This is a genomic window from Methylovulum miyakonense HT12, assembly GCF_000384075.1.
GTDB lineage: Bacteria > Pseudomonadota > Gammaproteobacteria > Methylococcales > Methylomonadaceae > Methylovulum > Methylovulum miyakonense.
The window spans coordinates 3621129-3645023 of sequence record NZ_KB913025.1 but is presented as its reverse complement, the minus strand read 5'-3'; the positions used below and the strand labels follow the sequence as shown (position 1 = coordinate 3645023).

Sequence of the window (23895 nt, the reverse complement as noted above, 5' to 3'; positions counted from 1 at the left end):
GCCGTCACACCTGTTTTAACAGCTTTTCTAATTCGGTTTGGATTTTTTTACGGTAAAACAAAAATTTCCAGCGCGTGCCGCCGCATTGCCGCCATAAGGTCACCGAACGGATGCCCGCCAGCAAGCAGGCGCGTATCTTGTCGGCGATGTGTGGGTTCGTCAGGTAATCGCTTTCGCCATTGACCATGATTTTGGGTTGTAATTTGCTGGCGGTGTTGCTGTAAATGTCCGCCAAATTTGCCAGGACATTATCATGCAACAACCCAAAGTGCTCCACTTGCAGTTGGGCTTTTTCAATGCCTTCGGAGATGGTTTTCAGCATTTTCGGCTGTTTGGACAGCTGGTTTTCTAAAAACACCAACGAGGCGGAATAACGCGCCTGTTCCGCATTGGCAATTTTATAGTTGGTCATTTGCTGTTTCAAATGCCCAAGCCCAAGTTGGAGCCCGGCTAAGCTACCGTAAACTTCGATCACCGTGTCCGCGTCGATTTTTAAGACACTACCAATACTCGCTTCCATAGCGGCGCTATCTGCAGTTCCAGTGGTCGCCAGCTGTTGCACCAAAGCGGCCGCTTGGGCAACTCCGGCTAGCGCGATAGTTTGATGGGTGATGGTTTGTAATTGCATAGTTATTGCTAGGGTTGGGTCGGGGCATTATCGTACCAAGAATAAACACCCTTGTTCAATTTAGTTTAGGCCATAAAGGGCGTAATATAGCCCTGTTAAGCCTTTTACAACGTATGGGTTGAAATTGCCCATAAAACCATCAGCTATCATCAGGAGAAAAGATCATGAGCGAATCTGTCATCTTAAATGTCACCGGCATGAAATGCGGGGGCTGCGAGGCCAATGTGACAGGCAAATTGGGCGAATTGGACGGGGTCATTTCCGCCAAGGCGTCCAGCCAAGGGCAAACGGTGCAAGTTGACTTTAACCCCGAAAAAATTTCCCTGGCCATCATTAAAGACGCCATTGCCGATGCGGGTTATACCGTAGTTTCGGTTTAGCCGCCGGTTCGGGTGACACATGAATACAGAAGAACATGACGACGCGATACTCTTGTCCATTGCAGGTATGCGTTGTGCGGGGTGTGTCAGTGCGGTCGAAAGTGCATTGGCGGCGGTTGCAGGCGTCACGTCCGTTAGCGTGAATTTTGCCGACCATTCGGCTTCGGTTACTGGGCAGGTGGATGCCGGGTTGTTGGCCCAAGCCGTCAAACAAGCCGGCTATGATGCGGCGGTTATGGAAAGCCTGGAAGACCCTAGCGCACAGGAAGGGCAAGAATTGCTAAGGTACCGCCAGTTACTGAAAAAAGCCGGGGTGGCGGGGGGCTTCGGGCTATTGTTGATGCTGGGCGAGCATTGGCAATGGTTGCCGGAAATAGGTTCGGAGACGGGCTTATGGTTATGGCCTGAGCTGGCGTTGATTACCTTAGGGATCATGCTCTATTCCGGTTGGCATTATTACAGCGGCGCGGTCAAATCGCTCCTGTTGGGCCAAGCCAATATGGACACATTGATTGCCTTGGGCACGGGTTCGGCGTGGCTATATTCCTGTATTGTCATCGACTATCACGCCATGTTGCCGTCGCTGGCAAAAAACGCCTATTTTGAAGCGGCGGTGGTGATCCTGGCGTTTATCAATCTGGGGACCGCACTGGAAACCCGCGCCAGGGGCAAAACCTCCAGTGCGATCCGCCAGTTAATTGGTTTGCAACCACGTACGGCCAGGGTTATCAGGAATGGCGAAGAGATTGACATTGCCATAGAACTGGTCGGATTAAGCGAAACCGTCCGGGTCCGGCCTGGCGAGAAAATCCCGGTGGACGGGGTATTGACCGAAGGCCATTCATCAGTCGATGAATCCATGCTGACCGGTGAACCCTTGCCCGTTGAAAAAAGCGTGGGCTCCAAAGTGGTCGCCGGAACCTTTAACCAAACGGGCAGTTTTTTGTTCACCGCAACCCGCATAGGCCGCGACACCGCCCTGGCGCAAATCATTAAAAGCGTGCGGCAAGCGCAAAACAGCAAACCCGATATTGCGCGTTTGGCCGATAAGATTTCTGGCGTGTTCGTGCCGATAGTGGTGGCCATTTCTGTATTCACTTTTATCGTTTGGAATGTGTTCGGGCCTGAACCTTCCTTGGGGTATGCCTTTGCAACGGCGATGACCGTACTGGTCATCGCTTGCCCTTGTGCCTTAGGGTTGGCGACACCCATTTCGATCATGGTGGCGGTAGGGCGGGCGGCACAAGCCGGAATCCTAATCCGCAATGGTGATGCGCTGCAAACGGCCGGTAAACTGACCTGCCTGGTTGTCGATAAAACCGGGACGGTGACGGAAGGCAAGCCAACGGTCGCCAGTGTTGAAACGATGAGCGATTTAAGCGAGGACACTTTATTGCAATTGGCCGCGAGCATTGAAGCGGCTTCCGAGCATCCGTTGGCGGCGAGCATTGTCGCGGCGGCGGAACAAAAGCGGCTGCCCCTAAAAACGGTGACGGATTTTTCTGCGCTGGCGGGGTTTGGGGTTAGCGCGAGATGTGAAGGCCAGCGCCTGTTATTCGGGAATAAAGCCCTGATGGACAAAGAAGGGGTTAAATTCACCCGCTATAACAATAAATTGGAAAAACTTTCGGCATTAGGCCAAACGCCCATGTTACTGGCGGTGGACGATAAGGTGGTCGGTTTGGTTGCGGTTGCCGATGCCTTGAAAAAAGATTCTCCGGCGGCGATTGCGCAATTGCAGCAGCTAGGTATCCGCATCATTATGGTGACCGGCGATAACCAAATCACCGCCCATGCGATTGCCAAGCAAGCCGGGATCACCGAAGTCAACGCCCAAGTGTTGCCGCAAGATAAGGCCGCCTTGATCAAAGCCTTGCAAGACCAGGGCGAAATTGTCGGTATGGTCGGTGATGGCATCAACGACGCCCCCGCGCTCGCACAAGCGGATGTCGGTTTGGCGATAGGCACGGGGACCGATGTGGCGATAGAAAGCGCCGATGTGGTGATCTTGCAAGGCTCACTGTTAAAAGTGCCCGAAACGATTGCCTTGTCCAAAGCGACCGTCACTAATATCCGGCAAAACCTAACCGGTGCGTTTTTTTACAATGTCCTCAGTATCCCGGTGGCCGCTGGTTTGTTGTACCCGTTCTTTGGCATCTTGTTAAACCCCATGATCGCCGGCGCGGCCATGGCGATGTCGTCTTTGACCGTTGTCACCAATGCCAACCGTTTGCGCTGGATGAAGTGGTGATCAAAAAACAAGGCCCAATTGTTGATGCGGTATTGGCGCTACAGGATAAGCTGGCTGTTAAGTACGGTTAAATTTAACGGCAATTATGTGAAAAATTGTAAAAATCAGCCATTGCCAGGATGACCCATTGTATAATTCAAAGGAATAACGATTTCATCAAGGAATTAATTGCAGTATGGCATCTAATAAGACTTCTATGCGCCGTCGAGGCATTTATTTATTACCCAATTTATTTACGACTGGTGCGTTGTTCGCGGGCTTTTACGCAATCACCTCGGCGATGAACGGGCATTTTGAAACCGCCGTGGTTTCTGTTTTTGTCGCGATGATCCTTGATGGTTTGGACGGGCGCGTGGCGCGTCTGACCAATACCCAAAGCGAGTTTGGCGCCCAATACGATAGCTTGTCGGACATGGTGTCATTCGGTGTCGCCCCGGCCTTGGTCATGTACTTGTGGGCGTTTTCTAGCCTGGGCCGCCTAGGCCTGTTCGCGGCCTTTGTCCATACCGCCGGAGCGGCCTTGCGGTTGGCGCGCTTCAACACCCAGTTGGAAACTGCAGACAAACGCTATTTCCAAGGTTTGGCCAGCCCTGCGGCGGCGGCGATCCTGGCCGGTTTTATCTGGATTTGCCTGGAGCACCAATATCCTATTGATATGGTCAAATATGTGGCGATTGCTTTGACGATCAGCACAGGCTTGTTGATGGTCAGCAATTTCCGCTACACCAGTTTCAAGAGCATAGACCTGAAAGGCAAAGTGCCGTTTTTTGTCGCCATTGCCATGATGCTGGGCATCGCCTTCGTGATGGCGCAACCGCAAACCATGCTGTTTTTGCTGTTCCTGGCTTATGCGATTTCCGGGCCGGTCATTACCCTGGTGCAGCGCAAACGGATTTTGCAAGAGCGTAAGGGGTGAGCCAAACTTGAGCATGTATTGGCATTCGGGTATATTCTTTGGCATTAACTAATTGTTCGGATAAATAATGATGAACACACGCCCACACCCAAGCAAAACAGTCCGTTACTTTAAACAAACACCGCCATTTGTTAAGCGTATGGCGGAAGATAAGCGTTGTCTCCAAGCGTATATGCGTGGGGAAATGACCAAAGAAGAGCTGTTGCAAAGAGGTATTAAGCTTGCCAAGCCCCTATGATTGGTCGTTTGATAAGATATTGGGGGTATTTCGGTTTCAAGGAAACAATGGCGCAGACTATGAAGTTGCCTTGAAAGAAGCAGGTGATGTCTATTTTTCAAATTTCCCTGAAATAAAATCATTAAGCTATGAAATCGCTTTTGAATCTTCCCGAGCTTCTTCCCATTATGACGAGAGGGTTAGTTTAACGATTGTTGAAATTGTCAAAGCAATCTTACAAAAAGGGAACATTATTATTTTTGTTTGTGAGAGTAGGGATGAAAAACAGAACGCTAGGCATAAGCTGTTTGCTAACTGGTTTAAGAAACATGGCGACGGTTTTGAAAAATATGATTTTGAATTTGATGACGAGCGTCCTTACTACTTATCATTGTTGCTGGATGCAAACAAACACACAAGACCCCAATTGATAATTGATGAATTTGAACGGACAATTGATGAATACTGCGGTTATAAAAATACTTAATGGATTTGTCGACAAGTTTATCTTGATATTTTTTATGTTGCATGTCTACGTACTTCTCTAGGATTACTGCTCTGGCGGGCGGCTAATTTATCTTTATCTTCCACAATCCATTTTTCCACGCATTAACATGTATGTTGATGCTTCTTCGTGTATGGCATTTTTATGAAAGACCACTTAATTATATTTGACACCACCTTGCGCGATGGCGAACAAAGCCCGGGCGCGTCCATGACCCGCGACGAAAAAGTCCGCATAGCCAGGGCCTTGGAGCGTCTTCGGGTTGATGTCATTGAAGCCGGGTTTCCGGCAGCCAGCCCGGGCGATTTTGAAGCCGTCCAGGCGGTGGCGAAAATCATCAAAGACAGCACCGTCTGCGGTTTGGCGCGGGCTTTGGACAAGGACATCGACCGTGCGGGCGAAGCGCTGAAACACGCCGAACGCCGCCGCATCCATACCTTTATCGCCACGTCACCGATACACATGCAAATGAAGCTGAACATGTCGCCGGAACAGGTGATAGAACATGCGGTCAAGGCGGTAAAACGGGCGCGGCAATACACTGACGATGTCGAATTTTCACCGGAAGACGCCGGACGTTCGGAAGAGGATTTTTTGTGCCGGATTTTGGAGGCGGTGATAGACGCAGGTGCGACCACCCTGAACATCCCTGATACGGTCGGTTATAGCATCCCGCAGCAATTCGGCGCGACCATTGCTAGCCTAATTGCACGCATCCCCAATTCCGGCAAGGCGATTTTTTCCGTGCATTGCCATAATGACTTGGGTCTGGCGGTGGCGAATTCCTTATCGGCGGTGATGAACGGCGCACGCCAAGTCGAATGCACCATCAATGGCTTGGGAGAGAGGGCCGGTAATGCGTCCTTGGAAGAAGTGGTGATGGCGGTGCGTACCCGTCATGACGTCTTCAGTTGCCAAACCCGCGTCGACACCCGCGAAATTTTGACTTGCTCAAAGTTGGTCTCCACCATCACGGGCTTCCCGGTGCAGCCCAACAAGGCCATTGTCGGCGCGAATGCCTTTGCCCACGAAGCGGGCATCCATCAGGACGGTGTGCTGAAAAGCCGCGAAACCTATGAAATCATGCGGGCGGAAGATGTCGGCTGGTCGGCGAACCGGATGGTGTTGGGCAAACATTCAGGCCGTAATGCGTTCAAGAGCCGCATCACGGAGTTGGGTTTTGAATTCGCTTCCGAAGAAGAAATCAACGATGCGTTCATGCGCTTCAAACAACTTGCCGATAAAAAGCACGAGATTTTTGACGAAGATTTGCAAGCCTTGATTTCGGAAAGCAGCATTGACGCCGAAGACGAGCGCGTCAAATTGATTTCTTTAAAAGTTTGCTCCGAAACGGGGGAAACGCCTAATGCCAAGGTGACCTTGCGCATCGACAATAAGGAAGCCATTGGCTGTGCCGAAGGCGGCGGTGTGGTTGACGCCACCTTAAAAGCCATCGAGCAATTGGTGCAAACCCATGCGACCTTGGCATTGTATTCTGTCAACAACATCACCAACGGCACGGATTCGCAAGGTGAAGTCACCGTGCGCCTGGAAAAAGCCGGACGTATTGTCAACGGCTTGGGTGCGGACACGGATATAGTCGTGGCCTCGGCCAAGGCATATATCAACGCCGTCAATAAACTGCACCATCCCAATAAGCGCCAACACCCGCAGAAAGGTGATGTTTAGCAGGTAAGGTTGTGGACAACGCACTGCGTTTGCAGTATCTGGAGGCGATGGGAATCACCTCTTGGGTCTCCAGGGAGCCACCCCAGGATGAACTAGCACCCGGCCCGTTTGACGGGCTAGCGGTGAGTCCCCAAGTAGCTGACGACTGGGAAGCACTGCAAGCCGAAGTCGCCAATTGCACAAAATGTGGCCTCTGCACCACCCGCAAAAACACAGTTTTTGGTTCCGGCAATAAAATCGCCGATTGGCTGTTTATCGGCGAAGGCCCGGGCCAGCATGAAGACGAGCAAGGTTTGCCGTTTGTCGGCAATGCCGGGCAATTGTTGACGGAAATGATCCGCGCCCTTGGTTTGGGCCGCGATGAGGTGTATATCGCCAATATCGTCAAATGCCGCCCGCCCAACAACCGTGACCCGCATGCCGATGAAGTGGCGAGCTGCCATGACTACCTGCAACGGCAAATCGCCCTGGTCCAACCGAAGATCATCTTGGCGGTGGGCCGTATCGCCGCGCAAACCCTGCTTAACACGGATGCGCCTTTGTCCAAACTACGGGGCAAGGTGCATACGTTAAACGCGACACCACTAATCGTCATTTATCACCCCGCGTACTTGCTCAGGTCTTTGTTGGAAAAGCGCAAAGCTTGGCAAGACCTGCAATTTGCAATGCGCACCCTACAAGAACAACAATAATAAGAAAAGGAGGCCACCCATGCGTGAACTGTTCGATAAGCTTAAATCGTTGGTTGTTTACGATGCCGACAAAGAGTTTTATGCCAAAATTTTCCCCGATTCGGTGCCGCGTAAGGATTTGTTCCGTATGCGGCGCATGACCATGGCGGATTTGCCAGCAGTGTTGGCTATTGAAAACAAAAACTATCCCTTTCCGTGGGAAGAAGATATTTTTGAAGATTGCCTTAAGGGTAGCTATGGCTGTTGGGTATGTGAAGAAATGGACAGGGTGTTGGGTTATTGCCTTATCTCCATTGCGGTTGGCGAAGCGCATATCCTGAATATTTCCGTGGATCCCGCCGAGCAAAAACAAGGCATAGGCCGGAAAATGCTCAAGCATTTAATTGACTTGGCCAGGGGCAGGGCGGAGACCGTATTTCTCGAAGTCCGCCCCTCCAATACCGTCGCCATCGCCTTATACGAAGACATGGGCTTTAATGAAATTGGTATCAGAAAAAATTACTATCCCGCTGAAAATGGCCGTGAAGATGCCATTATGCTGGCGCTGCAGTTATTTTGAACACTAGGCCAGGGCACAGGGGATATGCTAGGTTTCAGGGTCATGGCGCACTAAGCCAGTGACACCCTTGATATTGCGCATAGCCAGTGCCGCCGTTTGCCCCAGCCAATTTATTTTCCGTTTCTTTTTTTTCCTGCCACAATACCGGCCATTTTTGACCCAATGGGTTATTGGTCCTTCGTGCGGATAAAGGGTTGGGGGCAGTATGGCGGTTAACTATTTCTATAAGCTGGTGTTGGTCGCCGTCCTGTTTTTTTTGACAAAATGGTTTCCCACCGAACCGATTGTTGAACAGCGGCCGGATTTTTTACGCGCCGAGCAATTGTTGGAGCAGGGTCATGATGAAGCGTTCTTGGAGTTAGGCGATACCCTGGCCGATTACCCGTTGTATCCGCATTTGTTGTACGAATGGTTAAAAAAGCATTTGCAGAAAACCGATAAGGTGGCCGATTTTTTGTCGCGCTATGAAAAGACCCGCTATGCGCCATTGTTACGCGCGAAATGGTTGGATTATCTTGCGAAACATGGGCGTTGGAAGGAGTATGCCAAATATTATCAGGGCGGCGAAAATGCAGCCCGCGAATGCCATTACCTTTGGGCCTTACACGAAACAGGCGATAAACAAAAAGCGTTAGGCGAAGCGCAACGCCTGTGGCTGACCGGGGTGAGCCAACCGCAAGCATGTGATGCCTTGTTTGCGGAGTTCATGCAATCGCCTATGTTTGGCAGCGACTTAATTTGGCAGCGTTTTGAATTGGCTATTGATCAGGAAAATTGGCCATTAGTCGAATATTTGCGCCGTTTGCTAGATAAAACGGCGCAAAAAACCGCCGATTTTTGGCTGCAAGTTTATAAAAATCCATATTTGGTCAAGGATAGCGGCCTGTGGGTCAGCAACGATGCGATGACCGGACGCATTTTTGCCGAGGGGGTGGCTAGGCTGGCCCTTTCTGATGTGGGAATGGCCTTGCAGCTGTGGGACGGGCGCAAGCAGTATCTGTCCCTAGATGATAAGGTTATTGACAAGGTCGATAAGAAGCTGGCGTTGGTCTTGTTTAGCCATCGGGATCATCGGGCTTACCAGCGTTTACAGCAAGTGCGTGTGCCTGACGATAAAGTGCGTGAGGCAAAAATCAGGGCGGCCTTATTGGAACAAAATTGGCAGCATGTCAATGAGGCGCTGATAAGCTTGCCTTGGGCGGTGCAACAGGAACCCGCCTGGCAATATTGGCGGGGGCGGGCGCTAACCATGATGGGTAGGGTTCAGGAAGCGCAAACCATCTACCAAAAATTGTCCGACGATAGAAGTTTTTATGGATTTTTAGCCGCAGATAAGTTGGGTAGCGGCTATACTATTGGCGATAAACCCGTTTTGGTGGCTGATGGCCAGTTTGAAGCTTTGCTTAAACAGCCGGGATTTAGGGCTATAGAAGAATGGCGGTTGCTGGGCCGGGATCTGGAAGCACGGCGGCAATGGTGGTTTGCCATAGAAAGTTTGGACAAAGAGCGGCTGATGATTGCCGCTAAGCTTGCGCAGCAATGGCAATGGGATCAAGTTGCCATTATGACTTTGGTGAAGGCCGGCTATTGGGATGATGTGGCGTTACGCTTCCCGTTGCGTTACGTTGATGATGTGCGCCGTAACGCGACACGGCAAAACCTTGATCCGGCTATTATCTTAGGGTTGATGCGACAGGAAAGCATGCTCGACAGCAAGGCGTTATCAGCGGTTGGCGCGAAAGGGCTGATGCAGATGATGCCGGCAACCGCAGAGCAAGTGGCAAATAAACTGGACGAAAATTGGCTGGGTGACCAGCAGTTATTTATGCCTGCCGTTAATATCCGTTATGGCAGTTATTATTTTGCCGAACTTTTGCAGCGCTTTGACGGGCATGCCGCCCTGGCTATCGCCGCTTATAATGCCGGCCCTAACCGTGTGGCAAAATGGCTGCCTGTCAATGGGCATGTGCCGGCCGATATTTGGATTGAGACCATCCCTTATAAGGAAACCCGGAAATATGTGACTTCGGTATTGTCTTACGCAATTATTTATCAACACCGTTTGCAGACGAATGGCCTGAAATTAAAAAATATGCTGGCGGAATTATCAGGTAATTAAAAAATTGAGCTGATTTTTCCTAAGGTATGTTAGATAATATTGGGTTACATTATAAAAATAATCACTAAAGGTTGAAGGGTGCACAATGGGTAAACAACACAGTTTTACGCGTGAAGAGTTGTTAATGTCTGGACGGGGGGAATTATACGGCCCTAAAAACGCGCAACTACCTCTACCCAACATGCTCATGATGGATCGGATTACCCTTATTACGGAAGAAGGCGGTTTGTATGGCAAGGGCGAAATGGTGGCTGAACTCGATATCACCCCGGATTTATGGTTTTTTGCCTGCCACTTCCAAGGCGACCCGGTCATGCCAGGTTGTTTGGGCTTGGATGCCATGTGGCAGTTGGTGGGTTTTTATTTGTGTTGGATGGGAGGCCCCGGCAAAGGCCGTGCGCTAGGCGTGGGTGAAGTTAAGTTTACAGGGCAAGTTTTGCCCACCGCTAAAAAAGTCACTTACCGCGTCAGCCTAAAACGCCTGATTATGCGTAAGTTAGTCATGGGGATCGCCGACGCGACCATGGATGTTGACGGTAAAGTCATTTATGAAGCAACTGATTTGCGGGTTGGTTTGTTTACATCTACAGAAGATTTTTAGAGGCTATAGCAATGAAAAGAGTCGTGGTAACCGGTTTAGGAATTGTTTCCAGCATCGGCAACAACCAAACTGAGGTTATCGGTTCCCTACGGGAAGGCCGGTCAGGAATCGTATTTGCAGACATTTATAAGGAGCTTGGGTTTAGGAGCCAGATCCACGGTGCCATCAACATTGATTTCGATGAATTCATCGACCGTAAAATCAAACGTTTTATGGGGGATGGTGCGGCGTTCAATTATATTGCGATGCAGCAAGCCATTGATGATTCGGGTTTGGAAGAATCCGAGGTGTCGAATGTTAGGACGGGCTTGGTGATGGGTTCGGGCGGGCCTTCAACCTCCAATCTGGTTGAAGCCGCTGATATTTTGCGTAGCAAAGGCGTAAAAAAAGTCGGCCCTTATATGGTCCCCCGCGCCATGTCCAGCACCAACACCGCGTGTTTGGCAACGCCTTATAAAATCAAGGGCGTCAATTATTCCATCACATCCGCTTGCGCGACCAGTGCGCATTGCATCGGCCATGCGATGGAGCTGATCCAAATGGGCAAACAAGATGTGGTGTTTGCGGGCGGTGGCGAAGAAGTCCATTGGACCATGTCGGTGTTGTTTGATGCGATGGGTGCGATGTCTTCCAAATACAACGACACGCCAGCTACGGCATCACGGCCTTATGACCAGACCCGTGATGGTTTTGTCATTTCCGGCGGCGGCGGGGTGTTGGTCATCGAAGAATTGGAACACGCCAAAGCCCGTGGTGCGAAAATCTACGCCGAATTGACTGGCTACGGCGCAACCTCTGATGGTTACGACATGGTGCAACCTTCCGGTGAAGGGGCGGTCCGCTGTATGCAGCAGGCGATGGCGACCGTCCACAACAAAATTGACTATGTCAACGCGCATGGCACGAGCACGCCCGTTGGCGACACTAAAGAACTGGGTGCATTGCGTACGGTGTTTGCTGAAGAAACTATGCCCTGGGTCAGTTCGACCAAATCCTTGACGGGCCATGCCTTAGGTGCGGCGGGTGTCAATGAGGCAATTTATTCTTTGTTGATGATGCAAGGAAACTTTTTGAGCGCGTCCGCCAATATCACAGAATTGGATTCCGGCGCGGCAGGCATCCCTATTGTCCGCGAGCTTCAAGAAAACGTGACGCTTAACACCATCATGTCCAATAGCTTTGGTTTTGGCGGCACTAACGCCACCTTGATTTTTGAGCGCTATAACGGCTAAACAATAAAACACGAAGTTGGTGGCGATGCCAACTTCGTGTTTGCCAAGAACCCATCCTGCAGCCCCACTTCCCCCTATTATTGCTGACCATGTCAGACGACAACTTCTCGCAAAAATCCCGTACCCAATTCAATAAACTACAAAAACGCTTACGGCATTATGTCGGCGACGCCATTGCCGACTACAAAATGATCGAAAACGGCGACAAAGTCATGGTGTGCTTGTCCGGAGGCAAAGACTCTTACACCTTGCTGGATATTTTATTGAATTTGCAAAAAACCGCGCCCGTCAGCTTTGAGGTGATCGCCGTCAATCTTGACCAAAAACAACCGGGGTTCCCTGAACATGTGCTGCCTGAATATCTGGCATCTTTGGGGGTGCCGTACCACATCATCGAGAAAGACACTTACAGCGTCGTCAAGCGCGTGATCCCCGAAGGCCAAACCACCTGTGGCCTATGTTCGCGATTGCGGCGAGGCACCTTGTACGGTTATGCGGAAGCCAACGGCGTGACCAAAATCGCCTTAGGCCATCACCGTGACGATATTTTGGAAACGTTTTTCCTGAACATTTTCTACGGTGGCAAGCTTAAAGCCATGCCGCCCAAGTTATTGAGCGATGACAAAAAAAACATCGTCATTAGGCCATTGGCCTATTGCCGGGAAAAGGATATAGAGCGCTACAGCGCGTTCCGTAAGTTTCCGATCATTCCTTGCAATTTGTGTGGTTCACAAGAAAACCTCCAGCGGGCGGCGATGAAAGTCATGTTAAAAGGCTGGGACAAACAGTTTCCGGGACGCTTGGAGACCATATTCACTAGCTTGCAAAATGTCGCCCCGTCACAACTTGCCGACCCTAAAATATTTGACTTTGTCGGCCTAACGCTCGGTAGGGATTTGATAAGCCAAGAACCCGATTTTTTTGATAGCGGATTGGAAGTGTTGGCGCAATAGGGAAAAATATCAAGATCAACCGGCCTTCAGTGGTTTTTTTTAATCCCCAGTGCATATAAGTGTCGTCTTTCCAGTGCCATTGTGGTAATTTCTCACAGCGGTCAATTGGTTACATTCAGAATTGACCAGCCGCCATTTTTCCACCCGGTTTAATTTCTTGATCCTATTTTCACGTTGGCTCGCGGAACTGCGGTTATGGTTGGTTTCAACATAAAGCACTTGCAGCGGTTGCCGCCCACGAAAATATTTCGCCCCTTGCTGGTTGGCATGTTCAGCAAAGCGTCTCGATACATCGGTAGTAATCCCGGTATAAAGCGAATTATCAGTACACAAAATTATATAAACAAACCAATTCATAGAACAACGGGAAGAGGGGAGAGGAGAATGCCGGAGCTTTTGACAGATTTACCTATGTTGGGTTGGCGTGAATGGGTGGGTTTGCCAAATTTCAATATCATGCAAATTAAGGCTAAAATCGACACAGGCGCGCGTTCGTCGGCCTTGCATGCCTTTGCCATAGACCCGTATAGAAAAGGCGGTGAGCGTTGGGTCATGTTTGCAATCCATCCTATCCAAAAAAATACCGACGTTGCGATAGAATGCCATGCACCCGTTAAAGACCGGCGGGTCGTTTCGGATTCCGGCGGGCACAAACAGCTGCGTTATGTGATAGATACCCAGTTGGTGGTCGGGCAATCGGTGATCACCGCCGAAATGACGTTGACTAACCGCGATAGCATGCTGTTTAGGCTATTGATTGGGCGCACTGCATTGGATAAACGCTTTATCATCGCGCCTAATGCCTCTTATTTGCAGGGCAAGCCCCAATTGGACTTACCCTAGCTTATCCATAGGGATGTTGCGGGTAGGACAAACCCAAGCGGCATCCCGGCCCCCTTAAAAAAATCGTTGGTTCAGCAAAAAGTGCACGCCTATGCTGCCAAAATAACCGATTAAAATGAGTGGCATCCATTTTAAATGCGTACTAAAGCTATAAAGCCCTTTCGCCTGCCCCATCAAACCAACTCCGGCAGCCGACCCGATCGCCAGTAAACTCCCCCCCACCCCTGCAGTTAACGTCACCAACAACCATTGGCCTTGTGAAATATCCGGGTGCATCGTTAAAACGGCATACATGATCGTCCCATTGTCGATGAAGGCCGAAAAAATTCCGACCAAAATATTCGCTACCGTCGGGTCGATTTGGTCATAGAGGAAGTTTGAAGCGAAACCTAAGTACCCAAGAAAACTCAGGCCAGCGACGCTCATCATCACGCCGTAAAAAAACAGCAACGTATCCCATTCCAAATGCGCAACTTTTTCAAACACGTCAAAATCGTGCTTGTCTTGTTTGCCGAGCAAGTCCGGCGGCATTTCCATCTGGTCAGCGTATAGCCGGTTTTGTTGGTCGGTAAATTTATCCGCTGTCATTTGCAGGTAATAGCTAAAAAATTTCAGATAAGTCAACCCCATCAGCATACCTGCCGCAGGAGGCAAATGGAGGAAGTTCTCGAAGCAAACCGCGGTGATGATGGTCAGCAAAAACAATACGATCATGATGATGCCGCCACGTTTCATCATGGGTTCTTCAATCGCCGCCGCAGGTTGCTCTTTGGGCACCCAAAAGTGCATCAACCCCGCAGGTAAGGCGAAATTGACCATCGCAGGGATTAACAAAGAATAAAAACTAGTGAATGGGACTACGCCTTTTTGCCAGACCAACAACGTCGTTATATCGCCAAACGGGCTGAAAGACCCCCCCGCATTGGTGGCGACAACAATATTGACGCAGGCGATACCTACGAAACGTTTATTGCCTTTGCCCATTGCCAACACCACTGCCCCCATCAATAGCGCAGTGGTCAGGTTGTTGCACACCGAAGACAAGAAAAAGGACATCCAGCCGGTAATCCAGAATAATTGCCGGTAACTAAAGCTTTTGCTTAACAGCCATATCCGCAAGTTTTCGAAAATCCCCCGGTCTTCCATGGCGTTAAGATAGGCCATGGACACCATGATAAACAAAAACAGCTCGGCGAAACCTTCAAGCGCCATGCGGAAAGATTGGCCTGACAACTCGCTCATGCCGTTATTGACGTAAATCACCGAAATGAAAGCCCAAATCAAACTGGCGGCCAGCACCATCGGTTTCGATTTGCGTAATTCCGTGACTTCTTCCAGCATCGCCAACACATAAGCAATAGAAAAAATGGCAATGGCAAGATAGCCGACCCAATGTCCGGTAAGGTTCATGGGGGTGGTTGCCACAGCCATATTTTCGCCAGCGAAAGCGGATGCCGGGATACCTAAGATAACGCTAAAAAATATAATATTGGATATAAAACGTCTGGCCATACGGGTTTTGAAAAGGCTAATAAATAAGCCACACTTTACTGGAATAACCTTTGCACGGCTAGCAAAAATGCAGGGAAATCACCATCTCCAGGGCTTATTTGTGCAGCCAGTTTGCTAGCTGGATCAGGAAAAAGCGTGTTTACAAGGGGATAGGGGGAAGGCAAAATCTTTAAGGGGCCATAATAGCCCTAAGAAACGCTGTCCGGCATCTCCATGATTTTCCAGATAGGGCGGGTAAATTGGGTAGGGTATGGATACACTTGGATTCGGCTACGCAAGCGGGGCTCTGGCCCCATTGTCTAAAAACTTGTCAAGTTGCAGGAATCACAATGCAAGCAATTAGGATGCACAAATAGCCTCACTCTTGGCAATATTGAATAACTAAATGTCCAGTGGATGCCTTTGGTGATAAAATCCCCCGGTTATATCCTTTGTGGATGTGCCGGGATGTTCATTAGATCCCTCTGAAAGGCTAGCTGGACAGCTATTCAAATATCGTCCGCTACCATGGGGAATATCTCCATAGCTGACTTGAGCAAAAAATGTGGCGGCAATTATTCGCAAATACGCTACGGAACCATTGCTTAGGATAGTTTTTTGGGTGGACGTAGGGAACTCTTCGGGCTGATCTGCTTACGGCTTTGACGGCGACAATCTGATTAGCCTGGCAAAATTAGCCAATTACCTTGAAAATTAGTGGACTTTTATGAGCCGGCCTACCATTATTGAACGACAAGTGTATCAGCCCACCCTTCCTGTTGAAGAATTTATGGTGCCCTTGCTCCGGGACGGCATTGAGCAAGTATTACACGCGTTATCGGCCGATTCGACGGGATTCAAGGTGCTAGATATGGGATGCGGGGGGCAACCGTTCCGGGGGTTGCTTGAGCAGCGTGGCTATCAATATGTCAGTGCAGATACCCAGGATCCGTTGGGCATAGTGCATCATATTGCCGAGATAGACAAAGACCTGCCGCTTGGCTTGCTTAACGAGGCCCCTTTCGATTTTATCCTATGCACTGAGGTTATGGAGCATGTCGCCCTGTGGGATAAGGCCTTTTCCAACTTTGCGGCCCTGTTAAAACCCGGAGGCACCCTACTCATTACTTGCCCCCACGTCTATATCCTGCATGAACAACCCTATGATTTCTGGCGGCCTACCGTCCACGCGATCCGGTTCTACGCGCAACGTCATGGTCTTCGCGAGCATTCGATAAGACGGCTGGGTTCGGCTTGGGACGTGCTGGGCACTGTCCTAGGCGCCACTTACAGCGGCACCAGCCCTAAGGACGGACGTGGCTCTAAAATTGTCTCAAAGTTCTTGTCGGTGATGGTCAGGGTTGTGTACAAATTATTAAAGGCCCGATGGTTGCAAGACCGATACGTGTTAAATGACGACAGGTATCCGGTTTACCTGTCGAATTTGGCCGTGCTTGGAAAGCCATAATGGCGGCCAATTCCAGCTATTTCGGGACAAACGCGCCCTTAATGGGCTTCCTGTGAAATGTGTCATTTTCGGGGGTGGGGGTTTCATTGGCTCCCATGTCACCGATGCCTTTGTCGCTAGGGGCCATGATGTCCGGGTTTTTGACCGCTTAAGTTCAGATACACGCAATCATATCGGTATCCCTTCTCAAATCGAGGCCATCCATGGCGACTTTTTCAATGAAAAAGACTTGGCCCTGGCACTTTCCGGGGTTGAGGTTGCGGTCCATTTGGTCACCACCACTATTCCCAGCAGTTCCAATGAAAATATGGCCTACGATGTGCAGACCAATTTGGCCGGCACTTTGCGTATGCTGGATTGCGCGCTCAGTGCAGGGGTAAGGAAAATTGTCTTCGCATCGTCAGGGGGCACGGTTTACGGGAGGCCCACCATTTTTCCCATTCCTGAAAACCACCCGACAGAACCGCTTTGCTCTTATGGGATAACCAAGCTGGCGATTGAGAAATACCTTCAGCTTTACCAACACCTCTATGGGCTTGAATACATTATTCTCCGCCTTGCCAACCCTTTTGGCGAACGCCAAAATCCGCTTAGCGGCCAAGGGGCGGTCACAACTTTCCTTGCAAAGGTGGCTGAGGGGGCGTCCGTGACCGTATGGGGTGACGGCCATGTCCGGCGTGATTATTTTTATGTGGGCGACCTGGTTAGCGCGTTTGTGAAGGCGGCCGAACAATCCCCCCGATCGAAGATATTCAACATCGGAAGCGGGAGCAGTTTAAGTATCAACGAGCTGCTTTCAATCATCCGCGACGTGACCGGAAAAAACATTGATGTCGTTTATTCACCGTCACGCAAGCTGGATGTCCCGGTAAATTGCTTGGATACCCGGCTCGCAGGGGATGAACTGGGCTGGTTCCGGCAAACCACGATCACTGAAGGCATAGCAAGAACGTGGGCATGGATGAACGCCGGAACACTAAAAGACTAACTGATGGCTGACCGCATTTATCCGTTCTGGCAATAAAACAAGTAAGAGAAATGACCGCTATTAAACCCGGAAAAATTTTGTTCATATCACATGATGCGACACGGACTGGTGCGCCTTTTTTGTTGCTGCATTTCTTAAGGTGGTTTAAGGGGCATGCTGACCTGCCATTTTGCATCCTACTGAAAAGGGGAGGCGCCCTTGAGCCGGAGTTTGAAGCTTTAGCCCCAACAATCACCCTATCCCGCGAAATGTCATACGGAAGCGGGATAGTCGAGCGTTTAGCCAGCATTATGGGTTTCAATAGTTTTGTAGAGGCCAGGGCGCAGGCAAGGCTCAAGAAATTTTTCGCCAAGGAAAGTATAAGCCTTGTGTATTCGAATACGGCAACCAATGGTGAGGTGCTGGCATGGTTGCGTGATTTGGGCGTCCCGATCATTTCCCATATCCACGAATTGGAACACTTGATGCGGCATCATATCAGCGGGTTGGCATTACACCAGCTGTTTGCAAACACTGACTATTTCGTCGCCGGTTCGGAAATTGTCAGGCTTAACTTGGTGCAAAACCATGGTGTCGCCCCTGAACGGGTGGAAACCATTTACGAATTCATTCCGGTAACCCCGGACAAAGGCATTCAACCCGGCGTCCAGGGCAGAATCCGGGCGCAACTGGGGATACCGGACAGCGCGCCTATTGTCGGCGCTGCCGGAACCATCGAATGGCGGAAAGGTTATGACCTTTTCATTCAGTTGGCGCAGGTAACCTATAAACTGGCGCCAGAACTGCAAGCCCATTTTGTATGGGTCGGAGGGGTTCACACAGGTGCCGTTATCGACGAAATAACCCATGACATTGCCAACTTAGGCCTTGGCGATGCCATACATTTTATTGGTTCACAGACGAACTACCTTGAATACATCGCTAGCTTCGATGTGTTTTCACTCATGTCACGTGAAGACCCTTTCCCGCTCGTGGTATTGGAGGCGGCGATGCTCAACAAACCCATCCTCTGTTTTGATAAAGGTGGCGGTGCGGGTGAATTTGTCCAAGACGATTCAGGTTATATTGTCCCCTACCTTGATATCGGACTGATGGGGGAACGTCTGGTCACCCTTTTAAAAGACCCCGGTCTGCGGCAATGTCTTGGGGAACGCGCAGCCGAAAAGGTCAAGAGTTATGATGTGGGGGCCATTGCCCCGCAAATTTTCCAGGTTATCCATAGGATCCTGGCTATGCCGGCCCCTACGGTGATGGCCGACACAAACGCCGGCACTCTGGCCAAGCAAGATGCCGGAACCCTTATATCTTGATCCTGCCTTCCCAAAGCGACAGAATCAAGATATGGTATTTACATTTTGCAGATCCGTATACCCGATTGAACACCTCCTTCCCATGACCCATCCGCCAGACGCTTGCCCCGAATGCGATTTGTTGCTACGGCCCTCCCGCCCGATTGTCGGTGAAAAAATCGTATGCCCCCGTTGCGGCTATTTGTTGCATAGTCCCCGGGAGCAAAGCGTCGAGCGCGTGTTGGCTTTGTCCGTCGCCGGCTTGATTTTGGCGGGTCCCGCTAATTTTTTACCGTTGATTGGCATCACTTTTCTAGGCAATAGCCATGAAGGGACTTTATGGGCGGGTACGGCGGGATTGTTCGCCGAGGGTTTTTGGCTGGTCGCGGCGCTGGTGTTCTTGTCCAGCATTTTTGTGCCTTTGCTGAATATTTCCCTCGCGCTCTTAATCAGCTTGCACCTGCATTTTAACCGTCCGCACCATCTTCTTGCGCATTGGATGCGTTGGTTGCAACATTTGGAAGAATGGGCCATGCTGGAAGTGTATATGTTAGGCATCATTGTCGCTTGCGTGAAACTCTCTGACACTGCCGATGTGCAACTGGGTTTTGGTTTGTATGCGTTTGTCGCGCTGTTGCTGGTTAATGTGATGCTGACGGGCAGCCTTGACGGGTACTTGTTTTGGCAGCGGATCGCCGAATTACGCAGGAAACTTCATGGGCAAGGCTGAACGCGGCGCCTTAGCCCAAGGCTTGGTGCGTTGCCACGCGTGCGGCCACCTGGCCAAGCTGCGCCGTGCCCGCCATTGCCCGGTGTGCGGTGGTGTGCTGCATGCCCGGAGGCCGCACAGTTTACAGCACACCTTGGCCTTGCTGATCAGCAGTTACGCGCTCTATATCCCCGCCAATATTTTCCCCATCATGACCGTCAACCAATTTGGCGTGATAGAACGCCATACCATCATCGGCGGCATTTTTGCCTTGGTCGAAAAAGACATGGCCCCGATTGCGGCATTGGTTTTCATAGCCAGCATTATGGTGCCGCTGTTAAAATTACTGGGGCTTAGCGCGTTGTTGCTCAACGTCCGGTTACGTTGGCAACGCCATCCGCAGTGGTGGATGCGCATGTACCGGCTGATTGTGTTTGTCGGACGATGGTCCATGTTAGATATTTTTATGATTTCCATTCTGGTCGCCGTAGTGGATTTAAGCGGCGGCGTTTCCCAAGTGATCGCAGGTCCGGCGGCGACGGCGTTTGCGGCGGTGGTGGTGTTGACCATGCTGGCGGCAAAAAGCCTTGACCCGCGTCTGATCTGGGATAAGCAAAATAAGTTATGAACGATTTTTCCGACCCCGACATTTATCAGGCCGAAGAGCCTGCCATTGATAAAAAAGCCCGTTTTCCGTTGATTTGGTTGTTGCCGCTAATCGCCGTGATTGTCAGCGGATGGCTGGTGTACAAGTCCATCGCCGCCAAAGGCCCGCAAATCACCATCAGCTTCCCTAATGCGGAAGGGTTGGAAGTCGATAAGACCAAAATCAAGTACTTGAATGTCGAAGTGGGCAAGGTGACCGACATCAGCATCAGCGATGATTTAAAAACCATTGTCGTGAACGCGCAAATGCACAGCGAAGCGGAACCTTACCTGAAAGACCAGACCAGCTTTTGGGTGGTCAGGCCACAAGTCGGTTTGGGTGGCGTGTCAGGCCTGGGCACGCTGTTTTCCGGCCCGTATATTGAAATCAAGCCGGGCGGCGGGCGTGATAAGACGGACTTTGTCGGCTTGACCACGCCGCCGTTATTAAAGACCAACGCCGAGGGCCGGCAATTTACATTGGAAACCAATAACTTGGGTTCGCTCCATGCCGGTACGCCGATCAGTTTTCATGGCATCAATGTCGGCGAAGTGTTGAGCCACGAATTGTCGCCGACCGCCGATGCCATTAAGTTAAAAATATTCATCAACCGGCCTTACGGGCAATTTGTCAGAAAAAACACCCGTTTTTGGATAGACAGCGGCGTGGATTTGTCCGCCAGCGCGGATGGTTTTAAAGTCAGGACGGGGCCGCTGATTTCTTTGCTGAGTGGCGGCATTGCTTTCCGTACCTCGCCTTATGACAAACCTAGCGATGTGCAGCCGGAAAACAGCGAGTTCGAGTTGTACGACAATTACGAAAAATCCGAGGAAGTGTTTTCCGGCAACACCTTGAAATATGTCATGTATTTCAATGGTTCCGTGCGCGGTTTGACGGAAGGGGCGCCTGTGCAACTGCGGGGCATACCCATCGGTAAGGTCACCCACATCAAATTGGAACTGGATGAAAAAACCGCCGAGATACGTATTCCGGTGACGGTTGAATTGGAGCTAAACCGCATTGAATCCGTCAATAATTTGCCCGAAGTCAGCCATAAGAACATCATGGCGGAACTGATAAACAAAGGCCTGCGGGCGCAATTGCAAACGGGCAGCTTGTTGACCGGGCAGTTGCTGGTCGATTTGGATTTTCACCCGAAAAACAAAATTACGCTGGCCGCAAACAATTCCAGTGTTTATCCTGAATTTCCGACCATCCCCAGCTCGTTGGACCAGTTCGCCCATTCCGCGCAAACCATCATGGACAAGGTCGCCAAACTGCCTTTGGAGGAAATGGGCGCGGAAACCACGAAAACCTTACAAACCTTACAAACGACTTCGAAAGCCGCGACCGATACGCTGGTCAGCGCCAAAGCGGCGTTGGCCAACACGGACAAAACCATGGTGTCCGCACACCAACTCTTAAACTCACTGGAACCCGGTTCCACCACCCATTATGAATTGGACCAATTGCTACAGGAACTCACCCAAACCGCCAGCTCGGTCAAACAACTTGCCGATTATTTGCAACAACACCCGGACACGTTAATTCGCGGGAAAAAGGCCGATTAGTCATGATCAAGAAACCCCTAACGTTTATGGCGGTATTGTTGTTGGCGGCTTGCGCATCGACGCCTGCAACCAATTTTTATGTTTTGGAAGCCGTCAGCCAAGCCCCGCCTCAAGCCAGCAAAAACCTGAAAAAACGCCTGGTTGGCGTTGGCCCCATCACCCTACCGCCGTTGCTGGACCGCAAACAAATCGTCACCCGCACCTTGATGAACGGCATCGAAGTCGCGGAATTCCACCAATGGGCATCACCGTTAAAAGACAATGTCTTGGAAGCGTTGACGCAGAACCTGACCCAATTGCAACCGGAAAGCTTTATCCGCCCTTATCCGTGGAGCGCTTATGGTACGGTCAATTACCGGGTGTTGGTTGATGTCATCCGTTTCGACACCCGGCCCGGCATCTCCGTTAATTTTGAGGCGACTTGGGCGGTTATGGACGAAAGCAACCACCGCATCATTGACCATGGGCGCAGCAAAATCAGCCACGCGCTGATAGATAAGTCATATCCGGCAACGGTGCATGCGCTCAGCCAAGTGTTGGGGCAGTTTAGTGCCGAACTGGCTTTGGTTTTGCAAAAATTGTGAGGGCTGTAGGGCGGGCATTGTTGTTTATGCCCGCCCTACGCATGTTTGGAGAGGGGGATCGGTTTTTCTGTCGACCCCCTTATAAAATATCAAAAACGGGCAATGGTAATACCGGCCGCCCTGATTCTAGGCTTAGCCTTTCAAGGCCTTCAAAACCGCCTGCATGGTTGCATTGGCGTCACCAAACAACATACGGGTGTTCTCCAGGACAAACAGCGGGTTGCCCACGCCCGCATAACCGGAAGCCATGCTGCGTTTGAGGACAATGGTGGTTTTTCCGTGCCAGCATTCCAGCACGGGCATTCCGGCGATGGGGCTGTTCGGGTCATCTAAAGCGGATGGGTTGACGATGTCGTTGGCGCCGATGACGATGGAAACATCGACATTGGCGAAGTCTTCGTTGATTTCCTCCATTTCAAAGACGATGTCATACGGCACTTTGGCTTCCGCCAGCAAGACGTTCATGTGGCCTGGCATGCGGCCTGCGACGGGATGGATGCCGAAACGCACTTTTTTGCCTTTTTCGCGCAGGAACTTGGTGATTTCGTAGACCGTGTGCTGGGCTTGCGCAACCGCCATGCCGTAACCCGGGATGATCATGATGTTCTTCGCCGCCAACAACAATTGCGCGGTTTCATCGGCATCAATCGGTTGCACTTCGCCTTCGATGACAGCCGCCGCCCCGCCGGAAGCGGTGCCAAAACCACCGGCGATGACGCTGATAAAATTACGGTTCATCGCACGGCACATGATGTAGCTCAGGATCGCGCCGCTGCTGCCGACCAATGCGCCCGTGACGATGAGCAAGTCATTGCTTAACATAAAGCCTGTCGCCGCCGCCGCCCAACCGGAATAGCTATTGAGCATGGACACCACTACCGGCATGTCCGCACCGCCTATCGCCATGACCATGTGGACACCAAAGGTCAGGCCAATGACGGTCATGATCAATAATGGCAAGGCACCGCTGTGGTCGAGGAACAACATTGGCAAGTTGCCGCCACCGCCTTCGGTTTGTTGCAGGAATTGGGCGCCGAGCACGAATACGGCGACCAGCAAGAGCAGGTTAAACCAATGGCGGGCAGGCAGCAGCAACGGTTTGCCGCTGATTTTTTCACTCAATTTGCAAAACGCGATCACCGAACCGGAAAAGGTGATGGCGCCGATCAAAATACCGATATAAATTTCGATTTCATGGATGGTTTTTTCGGCTCCGGCCAAGCCGCTGGAACTGTCCATAAAATTGGCGAAACCGACCAGCACCGCCGCCATCCCCACCAAGCTGTGCATGATGGCGACCAATTCCGGCATTTGGGTCATGGCGACTTTCGAGGCCAACATCGCGCCTATCGAACCGCCTATCAGGACGGCAATGATTAAAATGGCATAGGCGGTGACGGTGCCGCTTAAGGCAGTCGCGATAATCGCGATGGCCATACCCGCCATGCCGTAATAATTGCCGCGACGGGATGTTTCTTGGTTGCTTAAACCGCTCAAGCTCAGAATGAACAGGATGGCGGCAATGATGTAAGACATCGTGGTTAAACTGTGGGACATTTCGCTA

The 23895-nt window shown here is 50.8% G+C and carries 23 protein-coding genes; 19 read left to right on the top strand and 4 right to left on the bottom strand.

The window, feature by feature from the left end:
- Positions 1-4: 4 nt before the first annotated feature.
- The gene (gene hflD / locus METMI_RS0117975; RefSeq protein WP_019867691.1) at positions 5-628 is read right to left on the bottom strand and encodes a high frequency lysogenization protein HflD; all 624 of its coding nucleotides are present in this window, start codon (positions 626-628) and stop codon (positions 5-7) included.
- Between the two features lie 164 nt (positions 629-792).
- Between hflD and METMI_RS0117970 the strand changes: the two genes are divergently transcribed.
- From METMI_RS0117970 to ttcA, 11 genes are all read left to right on the top strand, one after another.
- Positions 793-1008, top strand: a complete 216-nt coding sequence (locus METMI_RS0117970; protein ID WP_019867690.1) for a heavy-metal-associated domain-containing protein — start codon at positions 793-795, stop codon at positions 1006-1008.
- A 19-nt stretch (positions 1009-1027) separates the two neighbouring features.
- The gene (locus METMI_RS0117965) at positions 1028-3259 is read left to right on the top strand and encodes a heavy metal translocating P-type ATPase (RefSeq protein ID WP_019867689.1); all 2232 of its coding nucleotides are present in this window, start codon (positions 1028-1030) and stop codon (positions 3257-3259) included.
- A gap of 175 nt (positions 3260-3434) precedes the next feature.
- Positions 3435-4175 carry a CDP-diacylglycerol--serine O-phosphatidyltransferase gene (gene pssA / locus METMI_RS0117960; RefSeq protein WP_029151783.1) on the top strand — a complete coding sequence of 247 codons (741 nt, stop codon included), beginning with the start codon at positions 3435-3437 and terminating at the stop codon, positions 4173-4175.
- Between the two features lie 221 nt (positions 4176-4396).
- The gene (locus tag METMI_RS0117950) at positions 4397-4879 is read left to right on the top strand and encodes a DUF6169 family protein (RefSeq protein ID WP_019867687.1); all 483 of its coding nucleotides are present in this window, start codon (positions 4397-4399) and stop codon (positions 4877-4879) included.
- Positions 4880-5041: 162 nt separating this feature from the next.
- A complete protein-coding gene (locus METMI_RS0117945; protein WP_019867686.1) occupies positions 5042-6586 on the top strand; it encodes a 2-isopropylmalate synthase in 1545 nt (514 codons plus the stop codon).
- Between the two features lie 11 nt (positions 6587-6597).
- On the top strand, positions 6598-7278 hold the full coding sequence (locus METMI_RS0117940) for a uracil-DNA glycosylase (protein WP_019867685.1): 681 nt from the start codon (positions 6598-6600) through the stop codon (positions 7276-7278).
- Between the two features lie 19 nt (positions 7279-7297).
- A complete protein-coding gene (rimI, locus tag METMI_RS0117935) occupies positions 7298-7837 on the top strand; it encodes a ribosomal protein S18-alanine N-acetyltransferase (protein WP_019867684.1) in 540 nt (179 codons plus the stop codon).
- A gap of 205 nt (positions 7838-8042) precedes the next feature.
- Positions 8043-9956, top strand: coding sequence for a transglycosylase SLT domain-containing protein (locus METMI_RS0117930; RefSeq protein WP_019867683.1), 1914 nt, complete (start codon positions 8043-8045; stop codon positions 9954-9956).
- Positions 9957-10041: 85 nt separating this feature from the next.
- Positions 10042-10557: a 3-hydroxyacyl-[acyl-carrier-protein] dehydratase FabA gene (gene fabA / locus METMI_RS0117925; protein WP_019867682.1), complete on the top strand. Its 516-nt coding sequence runs from the start codon at positions 10042-10044 to the stop codon at positions 10555-10557.
- A gap of 11 nt (positions 10558-10568) precedes the next feature.
- Complete coding sequence (gene fabB / locus METMI_RS0117920) at positions 10569-11789, top strand: beta-ketoacyl-ACP synthase I (protein WP_019867681.1); 1221 nt, start codon at positions 10569-10571, stop codon at positions 11787-11789.
- Positions 11790-11878: 89 nt separating this feature from the next.
- Positions 11879-12742, top strand: a complete 864-nt coding sequence (gene ttcA / locus METMI_RS0117915) for a tRNA 2-thiocytidine(32) synthetase TtcA (protein ID WP_019867680.1) — start codon at positions 11879-11881, stop codon at positions 12740-12742.
- 39 nt (positions 12743-12781) lie between these two features.
- On the opposite strand, the gene METMI_RS24535 is transcribed toward ttcA, so the two are convergent.
- Positions 12782-13099: a GIY-YIG nuclease family protein gene (locus METMI_RS24535; protein WP_019867679.1), complete on the bottom strand. Its 318-nt coding sequence runs from the start codon at positions 13097-13099 to the stop codon at positions 12782-12784.
- Positions 13100-13126: 27 nt separating this feature from the next.
- Between METMI_RS24535 and METMI_RS0117905 the strand changes: the two genes are divergently transcribed.
- Positions 13127-13585 carry an ATP-dependent zinc protease family protein gene (locus METMI_RS0117905; protein WP_019867678.1) on the top strand — a complete coding sequence of 153 codons (459 nt, stop codon included), beginning with the start codon at positions 13127-13129 and terminating at the stop codon, positions 13583-13585.
- 54 nt (positions 13586-13639) lie between these two features.
- On the opposite strand, the gene nhaD is transcribed toward METMI_RS0117905, so the two are convergent.
- A complete protein-coding gene (nhaD, locus tag METMI_RS0117900) occupies positions 13640-15016 on the bottom strand; it encodes a sodium:proton antiporter NhaD (RefSeq protein ID WP_232215248.1) in 1377 nt (458 codons plus the stop codon).
- 787 nt (positions 15017-15803) lie between these two features.
- Between nhaD and METMI_RS25695 the strand changes: the two genes are divergently transcribed.
- The 7 genes from METMI_RS25695 (at position 15804) to METMI_RS0117865 (ending at position 22331) form a co-directional block, all read left to right on the top strand.
- On the top strand, positions 15804-16544 hold the full coding sequence (locus METMI_RS25695; protein WP_019867675.1) for a class I SAM-dependent methyltransferase: 741 nt from the start codon (positions 15804-15806) through the stop codon (positions 16542-16544).
- A gap of 52 nt (positions 16545-16596) precedes the next feature.
- Complete coding sequence (locus tag METMI_RS0117890) at positions 16597-17532, top strand: NAD-dependent epimerase/dehydratase family protein (protein ID WP_029151780.1); 936 nt, start codon at positions 16597-16599, stop codon at positions 17530-17532.
- 50 nt (positions 17533-17582) lie between these two features.
- The gene (locus METMI_RS0117885) at positions 17583-18842 is read left to right on the top strand and encodes a glycosyltransferase (protein ID WP_019867673.1); all 1260 of its coding nucleotides are present in this window, start codon (positions 17583-17585) and stop codon (positions 18840-18842) included.
- An 82-nt stretch (positions 18843-18924) separates the two neighbouring features.
- The gene (locus tag METMI_RS0117880) at positions 18925-19551 is read left to right on the top strand and encodes a paraquat-inducible protein A (RefSeq protein WP_019867672.1); all 627 of its coding nucleotides are present in this window, start codon (positions 18925-18927) and stop codon (positions 19549-19551) included.
- Positions 19538-20158, top strand: coding sequence for a paraquat-inducible protein A (locus METMI_RS0117875; RefSeq protein WP_019867671.1), 621 nt, complete (start codon positions 19538-19540; stop codon positions 20156-20158). Before METMI_RS0117880 ends, METMI_RS0117875 begins: the two co-directional genes overlap by 14 nt.
- Positions 20155-21747 carry a PqiB family protein gene (locus METMI_RS0117870; RefSeq protein WP_019867670.1) on the top strand — a complete coding sequence of 531 codons (1593 nt, stop codon included), beginning with the start codon at positions 20155-20157 and terminating at the stop codon, positions 21745-21747. The genes METMI_RS0117875 and METMI_RS0117870 overlap by 4 nt, the downstream gene beginning before the upstream one ends.
- A 2-nt stretch (positions 21748-21749) precedes the next feature.
- A complete protein-coding gene (locus METMI_RS0117865; protein WP_019867669.1) occupies positions 21750-22331 on the top strand; it encodes a PqiC family protein in 582 nt (193 codons plus the stop codon).
- A 132-nt stretch (positions 22332-22463) separates the two neighbouring features.
- On the opposite strand, the gene pntB is transcribed toward METMI_RS0117865, so the two are convergent.
- Complete coding sequence (pntB, locus tag METMI_RS0117860; protein WP_019867668.1) at positions 22464-23888, bottom strand: Re/Si-specific NAD(P)(+) transhydrogenase subunit beta; 1425 nt, start codon at positions 23886-23888, stop codon at positions 22464-22466.
- Positions 23889-23895 lie beyond the last annotated feature (7 nt).

What these genes read in the sequence shown, in the direction of transcription:
- hflD (WP_019867691.1), bottom strand. Translation starts at nt 628, where the DNA reads ATGCAATTACAAACCATCACCCATCAAACTATCGCGCTAGCCGGAGTT.
- METMI_RS0117970 (WP_019867690.1), top strand. Translation starts at nt 793, where the DNA reads ATGAGCGAATCTGTCATCTTAAATGTCACCGGCATGAAATGCGGGGGC.
- METMI_RS0117965 (WP_019867689.1), top strand. Translation starts at nt 1,028, where the DNA reads ATGAATACAGAAGAACATGACGACGCGATACTCTTGTCCATTGCAGGT.
- pssA (WP_029151783.1), top strand. Translation starts at nt 3,435, where the DNA reads ATGGCATCTAATAAGACTTCTATGCGCCGTCGAGGCATTTATTTATTA.
- METMI_RS0117945 (WP_019867686.1), top strand. Translation starts at nt 5,042, where the DNA reads ATGAAAGACCACTTAATTATATTTGACACCACCTTGCGCGATGGCGAA.
- rimI (WP_019867684.1), top strand. Translation starts at nt 7,298, where the DNA reads ATGCGTGAACTGTTCGATAAGCTTAAATCGTTGGTTGTTTACGATGCC.
- METMI_RS0117930 (WP_019867683.1), top strand. Translation starts at nt 8,043, where the DNA reads ATGGCGGTTAACTATTTCTATAAGCTGGTGTTGGTCGCCGTCCTGTTT.
- fabA (WP_019867682.1), top strand. Translation starts at nt 10,042, where the DNA reads ATGGGTAAACAACACAGTTTTACGCGTGAAGAGTTGTTAATGTCTGGA.
- fabB (WP_019867681.1), top strand. Translation starts at nt 10,569, where the DNA reads ATGAAAAGAGTCGTGGTAACCGGTTTAGGAATTGTTTCCAGCATCGGC.
- ttcA (WP_019867680.1), top strand. Translation starts at nt 11,879, where the DNA reads ATGTCAGACGACAACTTCTCGCAAAAATCCCGTACCCAATTCAATAAA.
- METMI_RS24535 (WP_019867679.1), bottom strand. Translation starts at nt 13,099, where the DNA reads ATGAATTGGTTTGTTTATATAATTTTGTGTACTGATAATTCGCTTTAT.
- METMI_RS0117905 (WP_019867678.1), top strand. Translation starts at nt 13,127, where the DNA reads ATGCCGGAGCTTTTGACAGATTTACCTATGTTGGGTTGGCGTGAATGG.
- nhaD (WP_232215248.1), bottom strand. Translation starts at nt 15,016, where the DNA reads ATGGCTGTGGCAACCACCCCCATGAACCTTACCGGACATTGGGTCGGC.
- METMI_RS25695 (WP_019867675.1), top strand. Translation starts at nt 15,804, where the DNA reads ATGAGCCGGCCTACCATTATTGAACGACAAGTGTATCAGCCCACCCTT.
- METMI_RS0117885 (WP_019867673.1), top strand. Translation starts at nt 17,583, where the DNA reads ATGACCGCTATTAAACCCGGAAAAATTTTGTTCATATCACATGATGCG.
- METMI_RS0117880 (WP_019867672.1), top strand. Translation starts at nt 18,925, where the DNA reads ATGACCCATCCGCCAGACGCTTGCCCCGAATGCGATTTGTTGCTACGG.
- METMI_RS0117875 (WP_019867671.1), top strand. Translation starts at nt 19,538, where the DNA reads ATGGGCAAGGCTGAACGCGGCGCCTTAGCCCAAGGCTTGGTGCGTTGC.
- METMI_RS0117870 (WP_019867670.1), top strand. Translation starts at nt 20,155, where the DNA reads ATGAACGATTTTTCCGACCCCGACATTTATCAGGCCGAAGAGCCTGCC.
- METMI_RS0117865 (WP_019867669.1), top strand. Translation starts at nt 21,750, where the DNA reads ATGATCAAGAAACCCCTAACGTTTATGGCGGTATTGTTGTTGGCGGCT.
- pntB (WP_019867668.1), bottom strand. Translation starts at nt 23,888, where the DNA reads ATGTCCCACAGTTTAACCACGATGTCTTACATCATTGCCGCCATCCTG.